The organism is Cytophagaceae bacterium, assembly GCA_016722655.1.
Lineage (GTDB): Bacteria > Bacteroidota > Bacteroidia > Cytophagales > Spirosomataceae > Leadbetterella.
Window position 1 is genome coordinate 2,115,930 of sequence record JADKIR010000004.1, and the last position, 11,789, is coordinate 2,127,718.

Annotated in this window: 13 protein-coding genes; 5 read left to right on the top strand and 8 right to left on the bottom strand. The window is 38.2% G+C overall.

Annotated elements, in window-relative coordinates; genetic code table 11:
- Positions 1-49 precede the first annotated feature (49 nt).
- Entirely contained in the window at positions 50-589 is a 540-nt protein-coding gene (locus tag IPP61_09690; GenBank protein MBL0325436.1) for a hypothetical protein, read from the top strand.
- A 40-nt stretch (positions 590-629) separates the two neighbouring features.
- Here IPP61_09690 and IPP61_09695 read toward each other — a convergent pair whose 3' ends face one another.
- The 3 genes from IPP61_09695 to IPP61_09705 all read right to left on the bottom strand — a co-directional run bounded on the left by IPP61_09695 (position 630) and on the right by IPP61_09705 (position 4,306).
- The gene (locus IPP61_09695) at positions 630-1,409 is read right to left on the bottom strand and encodes a hypothetical protein (GenBank protein MBL0325437.1); all 780 of its coding nucleotides are present in this window, start codon (positions 1,407-1,409) and stop codon (positions 630-632) included.
- Positions 1,410-1,440: 31 nt separating this feature from the next.
- Positions 1,441-3,648, bottom strand: coding sequence for a carbohydrate binding family 9 domain-containing protein (locus IPP61_09700; GenBank protein MBL0325438.1), 2,208 nt, complete (start codon positions 3,646-3,648; stop codon positions 1,441-1,443).
- A gap of 148 nt (positions 3,649-3,796) precedes the next feature.
- Positions 3,797-4,306: a hypothetical protein gene (locus IPP61_09705; protein MBL0325439.1), complete on the bottom strand. Its 510-nt coding sequence runs from the start codon at positions 4,304-4,306 to the stop codon at positions 3,797-3,799.
- Between the two features lie 267 nt (positions 4,307-4,573).
- Here IPP61_09705 and IPP61_09710 point away from each other — a divergent pair, with 267 nt between their 5' ends.
- Positions 4,574-5,308, top strand: coding sequence for a hypothetical protein (locus IPP61_09710; protein MBL0325440.1), 735 nt, complete (start codon positions 4,574-4,576; stop codon positions 5,306-5,308).
- A gap of 65 nt (positions 5,309-5,373) precedes the next feature.
- Here the strand turns inward: IPP61_09710 and IPP61_09715 are convergent, their stop codons facing one another.
- The 5 genes from IPP61_09715 to IPP61_09735 form a co-directional block, all read right to left on the bottom strand.
- Positions 5,374-6,141 carry a hypothetical protein gene (locus tag IPP61_09715; GenBank protein MBL0325441.1) on the bottom strand — a complete coding sequence of 256 codons (768 nt, stop codon included), beginning with the start codon at positions 6,139-6,141 and terminating at the stop codon, positions 5,374-5,376.
- A 162-nt stretch (positions 6,142-6,303) separates the two neighbouring features.
- Positions 6,304-7,023: a hypothetical protein gene (locus IPP61_09720; GenBank protein ID MBL0325442.1), complete on the bottom strand. Its 720-nt coding sequence runs from the start codon at positions 7,021-7,023 to the stop codon at positions 6,304-6,306.
- A gap of 4 nt (positions 7,024-7,027) precedes the next feature.
- A complete protein-coding gene (locus IPP61_09725; protein MBL0325443.1) occupies positions 7,028-7,573 on the bottom strand; it encodes a YceI family protein in 546 nt (181 codons plus the stop codon).
- A 27-nt stretch (positions 7,574-7,600) separates the two neighbouring features.
- On the bottom strand, positions 7,601-8,509 hold the full coding sequence (locus IPP61_09730; protein MBL0325444.1) for a hypothetical protein: 909 nt from the start codon (positions 8,507-8,509) through the stop codon (positions 7,601-7,603).
- Positions 8,510-8,555: 46 nt separating this feature from the next.
- Positions 8,556-8,972 carry a Rieske 2Fe-2S domain-containing protein gene (locus tag IPP61_09735; protein MBL0325445.1) on the bottom strand — a complete coding sequence of 139 codons (417 nt, stop codon included), beginning with the start codon at positions 8,970-8,972 and terminating at the stop codon, positions 8,556-8,558.
- 157 nt (positions 8,973-9,129) lie between these two features.
- Between IPP61_09735 and IPP61_09740 the strand changes: the two genes are divergently transcribed.
- The 3 genes from IPP61_09740 to IPP61_09750 all read left to right on the top strand — a co-directional run bounded on the left by IPP61_09740 (position 9,130) and on the right by IPP61_09750 (position 11,779).
- Complete coding sequence (locus IPP61_09740) at positions 9,130-9,693, top strand: sigma-70 family RNA polymerase sigma factor (protein ID MBL0325446.1); 564 nt, start codon at positions 9,130-9,132, stop codon at positions 9,691-9,693.
- Positions 9,694-9,699: 6 nt separating this feature from the next.
- Complete coding sequence (locus IPP61_09745; GenBank protein MBL0325447.1) at positions 9,700-10,917, top strand: hypothetical protein; 1,218 nt, start codon at positions 9,700-9,702, stop codon at positions 10,915-10,917.
- Between the two features lie 337 nt (positions 10,918-11,254).
- Positions 11,255-11,779 (top strand): hypothetical protein, encoded by a 525-nt coding sequence (locus IPP61_09750; protein MBL0325448.1) that lies wholly within the window; start codon positions 11,255-11,257, stop codon positions 11,777-11,779.
- Positions 11,780-11,789 lie beyond the last annotated feature (10 nt).

The window sequence follows — 11,789 nt, forward strand, 5'->3', positions numbered from 1 at the left end:
AATGATTAGTAAATTCGGATGTTAAACCTCTTAAAAACTATACCTTACCATGAAAAAAATCATCATTGCCGCCGTTGTTGGCGGAATTATCCTGTTTATGTGGCAGTTTGTTTCCTGGTCGATTAGCGGTCTTCATAACGGAATGCAAAAATATTCTCCCAAGCAAGATGAAATCCTCAAATATCTGGGTGATAACCTGGAAGAAGGCTTTTATTATTTGCCAACAGTCCCAGAAGGTACTTCAATGGAGGAGAGTTCAAAGTTTATGGAAAACAGTATGGGTAAGCCATGGGCTCAGGTTTACTATCATAAGTCTATGGACGCCAATATGGGAGTAAATATGGCCAGGGGACTCGTTGTTGATATTTTGGCAGTCTTGCTTTTATCATGGATGTTGATGAAAATGGGCAATGCCAGTATGCAAACTATTGTGATTACAACTTTAGCTGTAGGTTTTATCGGTTATCTGACCGATGTTTATACCAAATCGATATGGTTTGATACCAAAACTCTCGCCGACCTTATTGACGTAATAGTTGGATGGGGAGTAGTTGGTGTTTGGCTGGGTTGGTGGCTGCGAAGAAAATAAGATTAAAGAAAACTTTAGCCGGCAATAGCCGGCTTTTTTTTTACAATAAACCTAATTTTTCGAAAATTTGCTTCATTGATAAAGTCACTGCCACATTGACCAGCAAGCCTAGACTAAATGATACTAACAAGCTGGTAACAGGCATCAGAATAGCTTGTAAAAACAGAAACAAGGTAAAGCCGATAATACCTGAAAACAAACCCATGAAAGTTTTTCTGACCTGAAAAATCCCCTGGGTATAATGGATAAAAATGGCTAAAACGGCAGTCATAATCGGGAATGGAGTGAGGATTCCGCTCCAGTTAGGGCCTAAAATCTTTGCAAAATAAGTGATAAGGATTACGAAAGAAGTGATGACCAACATCCTTAAAAGTATTTCAAATCTCAGGGTCCTTTTAAATCCTTCGTTTTTATTTTCAACTTTTGGAAAAAATCTTAAGCCCAAAAACAAGAGAAAAAAACAAATGAAAAGCCATTGAAAAATATTGAATTTTGAAATTACAGGATTTAGCATGATTCCTGTAAGAAAATAAACCAAATAACCTGCAAACAGGCTGATTATGGCATTGTATTTTTTCCCCACCAAAATATAAGAAATACAAAAAGCCAGCCAGCCAATTATGCCCACCATCACACCGGGAATGGAGTTTACAGCAAATGTTTTGCCCTGCTCCAAAGCTATAAAAAGGATGATTGGTCCTGCCACCCAGGGCATGCTCGCCAACATGCCTCCGATACTGTTGCCCCATTTTTTGCTGGCAAAAGTCACCAGGGCAATTACCGTGGGCATCAGAATAATTTTGATCAGGAGTGTATTCAAATTTTTTGGGTTTAAAAATATATTATTGGAATTAAAACTGTTTTAAATAGCTGATTTTTGCAATGGAATGATTCTCAGATTTCGATATTGTAAGATTGGGGTTGAAGGCTTGTTTGTTGAATACCAAATAGATATATGACAGTGGCTGGTATTCCCATGAAAATCTGATGTTATAATTTTGCGAATTGTTCTCGGAATTTTTCTGAAAAAATCCTATCAACTGTAATCTGGGATTGAGAGCAAATCTACCCTCGATAGAATATAAATCAACATTGGTGGTAGTCATCGTTTCGCCCACTTTCGTAAAGTGATTGCGGTTTAATCTTCCTGAAATCGACACATGAGGAAGCGGAGCAAACTGTAAGATAAAATCACCAGATGAAAGATTTCCGTTAAAATAAGTACCACCTCCATACATCACGAGGAGGTTCAGCATTTTTGAAGGATCAGTGCTGGCATAAATCTGGTGGCGGGTATAATTGTATTTTCCCTGATTTATTTTTACGCCTAAAGGCTCAAATGCATCTGTAAGGTATTGATATGTAGGATTGATGCTGTATCCGAAAAACGCTCCACTTTGAAGGTTGAGCCAGACAGGGTAGAAAGTCCATACTTTTTCTATCAACTTACCGGTAGAGGCCTGGTGGTAATATTCCGGAAAAACGCTGGGCTCGTAGGCTCTCAACCAATTCTTAAACGGCAATTTTTTACCCCTGTACCACCAGAATATTCCTGGGGTTGTAGCTACTACGTCGTTTCTGGAAACAAACCCAAGTCCTGGGTCATAGTCTTTGGTTACTAAAGATTGTGTCCACCAAATTTTGAACTGGTTACTCACATAAAAATACTGGGCATATGCCGAAAGGCCGTTTTTTCCGGTGATTCCGGAAGTAGATTGCGAAACCAGGGTATTGAGCGAGTGTGAGTCAGAAAACCTGAAAAAACCATCAATCGAGCTCACAACATTGCTCCCGCCCGGTTGATTTTTTACGGTCAACAATCCCCCAATCCGATGCTGTTTGCCAATATTTTCTGAATATCTGCCTACAAAAAAATTGGTGCCCGGCGATTCCTCTATCTCCCTTTGACGCATAAGAATGGCTCCAAAATTTCGTTTATCTGACCGGTAAACCAGTCTGCCACCTGCCGAAATTGGAATAGGGTTACCAGCATCGTCGAGACCTATTTTTCTGCTAAAAAAAGGTTGAATCCTCATATTTCCACCCGATTCGTCAGGGTTTCGGCTTATTCCTAACCCAAAAAGTGAGGCATTTTCAAGGAAAAACTGTCGCCTTTCAGGGAAAAATACATTAAAACGGGTCACATTGTTGACCTGCCAGTCTGCATCGGCCTGGGCGAAGTCGGTATTGGCGGTCAAATCCAAAATGGTATTGGAGTTGATGGCCCATTTCATTTCTCCGCCTAGCTTATAGTTGGTATCAGTGGGTTTTGTTTCTTCACCGTAACCTTTGTATTTGTCAAATGAGCTCAAAAAATAAGGCTGGATCCTAATGTTAGTAGTAGGTGGAGGCGGTTTTAAACCAGTGAGTTTACCTGCATAAGCCATACGCATGGAGGTAAATGACCTGGGATATCCCGAAAGTGCCGAGATCTCATTGGTGAGTCTTCGGTTTCTCATGATATTGAGACCCCAGTTTTGGACAGAATCTGTCAGTTTGGGATACCGCAAAGTTTGCCATGGAATGGCCATCTCTGCCACCCAGCCGCTATCAGTTCTACTGGTTCTAACCCTCCAAAGCCCATCCCAGTCGAGATCATAATAGTTGTCATCAAAGGAAAGAAGCTCTCTCTGCACCCCGTATGCATTGCTTCCAAATGTGATGGAATTTCGCTGGTCATTGAATCCATCAAATGACACCATCACCATATCATGCTGGGTATCTCTGAAATCCCGCTTAAAATCCACCGCTCTGATGGCTTTTTTGCCTAAAGAATCATAAGAAAATATCCCCAGATACAGGAATTTTTTGTTGTAAAGTACTTTAACCTGAGTCTGATGGTTAGGCTTTTGTCCCTGATAAGGTTCAACTTGTGTAAATTGGGGAGAAGCAGGCGAAAGTGCCCACTCAGCATCATTGAGTAAGCCATCGACTTTAAGTTTGTTTTTAATACCGATTGCTTTAATTTCTTTTTTTACAGAATCGGGTCTAAAAACGCTGGCATCTTGTGCCATAGCAAATTTGCTGAGCATAATGATCAGAAATGCCAGTTTTCTCATTTATAGGGTAATAGTAATTTTTTCAAAAATAATAAACCTAATCCATATTCACTTAAAATTAGATTTGAATATGCATAGTAATGATTTAATTAAAAGCAAAAAAGCCGGCCAAACGAATGGTCGGCTAAATATTTGATAAGAATTGTTTCTATACAAATAGTAAAACCAAGGTCAGGATAATGCCGGCTATAGTAAATGCGATGCCGTTTTTAAATATTTTGGTGCTTGGTCTGTACATCCAAAAGGTCGAAATCACAAAAAACAATAGCGACAAACCAAAGAAAATATTCAGAAAATATAAAGGTGAGTTGGTGTTGGCTTTGTGCAATTTGGTCATTTTATCCAGAAAAAATGGCAATTCTTTTGTGGTGTAGTCAGCAACACCTGTGGCTTTATTGTAAGTGCCATTCTTAAAGTAAACAATGTCGCCTTCAACTTTGTCAGACTTGAATTCTCTCATTTTGAGTTCTTTTCCTAATTTTTCGCCATCGAGGCCAGGAACAAGTTCTTTATGGTTTTGAATTTCTTTTTTAAGGAAATCAGTGGTTCTGAAAATGAGTACAATACCGCTCACAGAATAGATAAACATGATTCCGGCAAGGAAAAACCCCAGATAGCGGTGAAGTACACGCATGGTAATCGGACTAATTTTTGACATTTTATAAGTATTTATTATAGTGTTTTGACTTCAAAAATAGGAACAGGTTTAGTCAATTTTAGTAATAATAGACTGATGGCAGTTTAAACTCTACTAACCTTAGTTTTTACTCGATAGATTCGTCTTTCCAATAATTGGGTTTTTCTAAATATTCTATATGGTTCGGAATAAAATTCTTACGGCTTTCCAATCATTTATCATATTATTTTTCGATTAAAAAGCGGAAATTGAGGCTTTTTAAGATTTAAGGAAATTTCCAAAAATATTATGGAAAGTATAGATTTTCTACTTAAAAACTCCAACCTTCCGGGTCCAAGAGGAAATCTGGAGCTGCTTTATAAATTTTCAAAAACCGCCACCGAAACCGAAATAAATGAGTGTTTTAAGTATTATTCTGATGATCTGAAAAACTCACCGGAGGAGTTTGTGGTCATGTGCGGGATTCTGGGTTATTGCTATTTGCATCAATCCAAAATTGAAAACACGCTTTCAGAAATCAGAAAATACGTTTCACATGCCAGCTGGAGAGTGAGGGAATCAGTGGCCATGGGCATACAGGAACTGGGTGTTACAGATTTTGAAAAAACTGTTGGTGTTTTGGAAAACTGGATGATGGGAAATCAATTAGAATTGCGGGCAGTGGTAGCAGGCCTTTGTGAACCAAAATTGTTGAAAAAGCCCGAAAATGCTCAAAAAGTGCTGGAAATTTTGGAACAGATAATACTAACATTCAATAAAATACCTGAAAAACTCACTCCGGATGTAGAGTCACTTAGAAAAGCTCTTGGTTATGGCCTAAGTGTGGCTATGGTTGCACTTCCCATAGAAGGGAAAACCCTTTTTGAGAAACTTATAACTAGCAAAAACAAACATATCCTCTGGATTTTGAGAGAAAATCTTAAGAAAAACCGCCTAATCAAGATGGACTCCGGCTGGGTAGAAAAGCAGAAAAATGAAAGTTTAATAAGTTTGATAAATAGTTTCTTTGATAGGTTCAAGTAAACTTTTTCTTCCCGAATTAGTTCGAAGTTAAAATGTCACAATAAAAAATCTATTATTGACTTATCTCAATAAGTGTACAAATAAACAATTTTCCCAGTTCCAATCGGGTCTTTGCGGTCTATATTTACCTTGCTGATTCTATTCTCACCGTCAAAATCATAGCTGAAGTCAAGGGTGGTTTCGTTGGCTGTCCCTTTACTGAAAACCGCCTTTTTGATGAGATTGGTGCTGAAATTGCCCAAATAACTGTCTCTGAATGTCCAATGAACAGCCGTTGGTGCCAAAACTTCCTGCCTGATGGTATTTGGATAATTAGTATATTCATATTCAGCCGGAAAGGCACCTTTGTAATTTAAAAGATTCCCATTTGCGGAATAGTTAAAATCTTCGGTCATTCTATCTCTTCTTTTGATCAGGAAATTATTTTTGAAATAATACCTGTCGGTGCTATTTGTTCCCTGATTGTACTCAGCAAGGCCATTATCCGTAAGTTTTAAATTATAGGCCATGTCTGTTTCCTGAATCGTAAGGTTATTTTTTTGATAATCAAACCTATACATATCTTTCCCACCCTCACTGATGGACTTGATTTTGCCATCGGAATAATAATCCAGACTATAGCTGTATTTTACCGTCTGCGGGTTATTTGGAAGCAATAGCTCCATGTCGATTTTTTTGAAGGGAACCTGATTAATTAGAGGCTGTGTAATTTCCGGCAAGGCTTTTACTTCTTTTAAGATGGCATCTTCGGCCACTGTTGGCGTGGTGGTGTTTTCTTTGCAAGCTGAAAAAATTAAGGCACTTAAAGTAATTGAAAGTAGATACTTTTTCATTGTTAAAGATTTTTAGGTGATTTTATTTGGTTACGAAAAATAGCCAGGAAATATAAAGTATTAAATCCGAGATTATCTATGCTAAGTAACGTAATTATCAGGGTATTATTTTAAAGTTTTGTGAAAAAAAGTTGTGAGATTAGTATTATTTATCTTAAACTTCTAGTTATTCGGAGCTCCCTTATTTTTCCAGTTTTGGAAGGCCGTGATTTCACAGTCTGAGAGCTTTTGTGAGGGCGGCATAGCTGAATATCCTGATGCGTAAGTGACAGAACCCAGCAGTTTACCATTGTCAACCAAAGCTTTTACTTTGGCATAAGTATCGAGTGTAATATTTCCTGAAGCATTGCCGGTTTGATGGCAGCCGATGCATTGCATGTCAATCACCGGCTTGATTACCCCCGAATAAGTTGGATTTTGGGCATCGATATTTACGCTGCAAGTGGTGTTTTTGGCTCCTTGTTTAATCCATGCCAAAAGTATGTCGGCTTGTGCTTTTGAAATAGCTGCCGCTGGAGGTGGTGGCATACGGTCTTCACCACTTTCAAACAAAACTTTATAAAGTTTACTTGAAGTTGGGCTTGAAGTCGAAATCCCTTTTTTGATAATGCTCGCATAGCTGGTCAGGTCATAGCCTTCTTTTCTCGACTTGGAATCATGACAGCCTGATTGCCCGCAGTTGGTCTGCAAAAAGGGCAAAATTTGAGTATTGAAACAAATATCCCCATTAGTCGGCGTAGTATTTCCACTACCATCGCAGGTAATAGAAGTGGTGGTGGTGTCTGTAGTCCCGTTTGCAGGATTGGGGTCGGTGTTTTTTTCATACAAACAACTGGCTGTAAGAACCAGTACCGACAAAAATAAAATGAGCTTTTTTAACATAAAATCAGTTTTTTGGTGTGAAAGTCCAGTTACATTTTATTGCAATTTCTTCGGCAATTTTTGCCATTACAATGGTCGGGATATCAATTTTATGATCTTTCAAAGGAACATTAAAAGCCGCAGTAAGCGTGATCTTTCCATTCTCTATTACCATTTTTCCTGTCAAATCTCTTTCTTTGGCTACACCATGCATCATGAGGGTGCCGTGTGAGGTAACATTATAAGTACCGTTTTTAGAGAAATCAATTTTTTCGTTGATTTTGCCTTTGAAAGTGCCATTGGGAAATTTCTCTGATTCCATATAGTTTTCGTTGAAGTGCTCTTCCATGAGGTGATTCTTGAATTTAAAATCTGCCATTACCATTTTGACAGCAATTTCGTTCTTGGATTCATCAATAATGGCGGCTACTTTTTTGTTTACAGCCGAAATGTTCTCCATGGGTGTTTCAGAGAAAAAGCTCGTTTCACCGGCTTTGCAGAGCCACATTTTTTGGGCAAAAGAATTATTCAATAAGGCTGTCAGAAGTAGTGCCAAAAGCATTTTTTTCATTTTATAAAAAATTTAATGTATTGATAGTTAGTTTTTTGCAGGACGTTTCTTCTCTTTTTCAAAACTGAATGTCCTCGATATATTGAATCCATAATGTATGTCGCCTTTCAGCCATTGGCCGGCAGTTTGAGTCAGAAACATCCTTTCGGTCATGCCCAGGGAGTTGGTAGCATGCAGCTGAAACACATGGCCTCCCGTTTCAATATCAAAACCTACCGAAAATGAGTTGTAATTGGCTGCTGTGGGTGAATATCCCGGCTCGGTGCTTATAGGTAGCCTGTAGAAATAATCCCCGTTGAACGAAGTCCTTTTGGTGAGTTTTATTCTGCCTCCGACGCCCGCCAGAAATGTATCATTTGTAAGATCGGGATTGTCCACTTTGTTGCGGTGAATAGCTGTTGGGCTCAATTGGAGAGACAGTCTTTCTCCAAATTTTCTCGCTATCAGGATTTGGCCCACATAAGACCAACGTTCCAGATTGTTATAAAATCTGAATTGTGGACTGGTGCTCAGGGAAATCGCATCGGCCGCTGCCAGGGCTGTAATGCTCACCGGAAATGCGTTTTTCCCAGATGATTGCCGCGTAACTTTGTATTTCAGAAAATAATCAAACGTCTTGTCGGTAGTGCTTCTTCCCAAGCCCGCCATGAGTTTGTCGGTAATACCATATTCCAAACCAATCCTCATAGAGGCCTGATCCAACCCGAAAAAATTATAGGCTCCGTCATTGATTTTTCCGAAACGGTGTGAAATTCTGAAGTCCAGATGGTTTTTTGCCATAGTTTCTACCGAATGCCCGTTGATCACACGTGTTGACTTGAAAGTAGCCAGTGCAAAGTTTTTTGTAGGCTTCACGTTTTTGTCCAGCTCATCAAACAGGTCCTGGGCAAAGATTAACCGGGGCAATGATAGCAGAATTATTAAAAGATATTTCATCTGATTTTTTATTAGTGATTTTTAATTAACCATTTTTAGTTAATTATCAGGTCGTTATAGTTAGTGTATTTCCAGTTAAGGATGTCGTATAAATCGTCAGCCCTTTACTACCGTTTGAATTTAAGCCTTTGCCTGCGGTGTTAAATCTGGCTCCATGTGCGGTGCAGTACCATTCTCCGTTTCTGAATGTCATTTGTTTTTTACCTTCGTGGCTGCAGCTGATTGTCGCTGCTACGTAGGTTCCTCCATTATTGGCCACTACCATATTGTTGACAACCACATAGCCGCCGCTTTTAGTCAGAGCCGAGTATTGGCTGCTTGAAAGGTCAACGGTGACAGTTGCCGGGTTAACTGAGCCCTCATTTACACAGCTATCGAGTGAGTATAATGCAAAAAGTGAAGCACCTGTAAAGCCTAATTTCTTCAAAAAGTCGTTTCTAGAAATTTTTTCTCCTAATTTCATATTTTTAAATTTTTGTTCTACTGTGTTCTACGCACAAGGCAGCGTATTGCGTCCAGAAAATAAAAATATTTTTACTCAGGCAGCAAAAAGAAACAATTTTCGTAGAGTGTAAATGAATAGAAATAAATCATCTAATCCCTGATTTGAAATAGTGTTTTTGAAGAAAAAATCTCCCCAAAAAGAGATAAGTGAAATAGTTGCAGGGTGCAAGGCCAATTCCCAGTCGGCTCAGCGTAAGCTTTTCGAGATTTTCTCCCGAAAAGCCATGGGAATTTGTTCAAAATATGCCGCTTCAGAATATGAAGCTGAGGAGATGATGATGGATGGTTTTTTAAAAGTTTACAGAAATATAGGTCAATACAATGATCAGTATGACTTTGGAGGGTGGTTTCATCGTATAATGGTCAACGCCTCTATTGATTATTTCAGGAAACATCATTCCAGATTGGAGTTTGTAGAAATCAAAGAGGCTGAAACATCGGCTTTTGACGACAGTAAAATTGATTTAATGTCGGTGGACGAGATTCTCGAATTTGTAAGAAAACTCTCTCCGGTGTACAGGGCGGTGTTTTCATTGCATGTGATTGATGGTTATAATTTTAAAGAAATTGGTGAGATGCTGCATATAGCCGAAAGTGCTGTGAGGTCAAATCTCTCCAAAGCCAAACATAGATTACAAGGTTGGATAGAGGAATATATTTCGCAACAGGAAAAAATCTGAATCAATATGAGTGAAGATTTATTTAATAAAAAAATTAAGGAGAAATTCGAAGACTATACGCCCCCGGTCCGGGACGATGTCTGGGATAAACTCAAAAATAATACTCCGAAGCCGGTGTTTTGGACGTGGTGGCACCAATATGCTTTACCACTTTATGCCCTGCTTTCTACGGGAGCAATAATATTTTTGCTTTCAAAGAATTATTTCACGAAAAATACCGCACAAGTGGCTGAAAATCAAGTATCAGTTGCCTCAGCTACAATTCCGGATTCTATTTTTATTTATAAAAAAGATACTGTTTTTATAGAAAAAATAACTTATCTTAATTCAGAAAAAAAACAAAATCGTGATGAATCAGCCAATTGGAAAAAATTGTATCTGGCTGTAAATGAGAAACTTCAAAGTATTGAAAATCAAATAAATTCAAATACTATTGGGAAAACGCAGGAAAATGAAACTGAGAAACCAAAACCTCAGTTAGCCTCCGAAATAGTAGGAATTTCAGATAAAAATTTGGCTGAAAACAAAACAAAAGAACCTGCAAAAGAAGAAGAATTGAAGGAACTGATACTACCTGATGCTCCACCCAAAGCAAAACCAGACAGTATCATTAATCAGAAAAAACAGTTTCATTGGCCTTATACCCGATTTGGAATTGCACAGGAGGCTGACCTCTTGGGTGGCTTGAGTATTGGGGCCATGATTGAAACCTTTCTGTTTAAAAACCTCAGTGTGGGTGTAGGCGGACTCGTAACCCGATATAAAGAGGTAGAGTACGAAAACCCACGGGATTTTAATCTTTCCACCGGTAAAGTTTTCGAGGAGCTATTTGCCAGCGGCCTTCCTGCTACTTATGATCAGATTTCCGACATCAAGATCAAAACTACGTTTTTTGAGCTTCCGGTGGGCGTGAATCTGTATTTTCCACTGCACAAAAACCTGAAACTCAAGATGTACTACGGAAGTCATTTTGACATAAAAACTTTTCAGTCTGTAAAGGTTGAAACCTACAAAGACGAAGAAGAAACCTATACTGTTTTTCAAAACCAACGGGAGAAAAGTGGTTTTCATAATCTGGTTTTTGGTACAGGTATTCAGTATCAGAAAAACCGGTTCTCATTGCAGATTACTCCAACCTACATTTACAATTTCAAAGAGGTAGATTATCTCAAAACCGGAGGAAAATTTAGATTGAATACGCAGTTATATTACAGAATTAAATAAAAAAGAGTAATACCAAAAAGTAAAGCCCCGGTGCATTTTTGTGTCGGGGTTTATATTTTTTATTATATTCTAAATGTTAATTTGTTTTATTTTATCTTTTAAAAAAAATGAAATTAAACAATTGAATATAAGGTTATTGTATAAAAAATATATTCCTAAAATAGAGTAGTTCTTTCAATTATAATTTGAATTTTCCGAAAGTTAAGGTCTGGTATTATCATTGTTCAAAGAGACTAACCCTGGATTTGATTTTTAGTTTTGATTATTTTTCAACCTTTCGGTAATCCACTTCGTATTTGATTTTAAGTGATTGGATTGTTTTAAAATTTCTAATAAAATGATAAAAAAAGGAAAATTTACTTTTTCTGTAACAGTTTATGCCCTGGCTGTAATGTTGAATGGTTGCAAGAAATCAGACCCGATTGCTGAAAACAGCACAGATCAGATGCTCTACGATTTGGCTAAAACAACCAATGGCTTTAAATGGTACAAAAACTCAGACCAGCAACTTGAAAAGAGTAGCGGTTCTGCCCATTCCTACCCGCTTTTAAGAACTCGTTACAATGCAATTGCTGCTGAAAATCTGGATAATCAGGGTAAAATAATTGAAGGAAAAACCTTTAAAGAAGGCTCACTGATAGTCAAAGAACTTTCCAAAAATGCTTCAGCCATAGAGCGTTATGCAATACTTTATAAAAATGCCTCTTCGCCTGATGCCGATGCCAAAGGCTGGGTGTGGGGATATATCAATGCCAACCAAACAGTGGCTGATGCCGCCTCAAATAAAGGTCGCTCCTGCACGGGTTGCCATAGTCAATCAGGAAATATTGACTATATGCTCATGAATAAGTTTTTTCCTTGAAGAATAACCT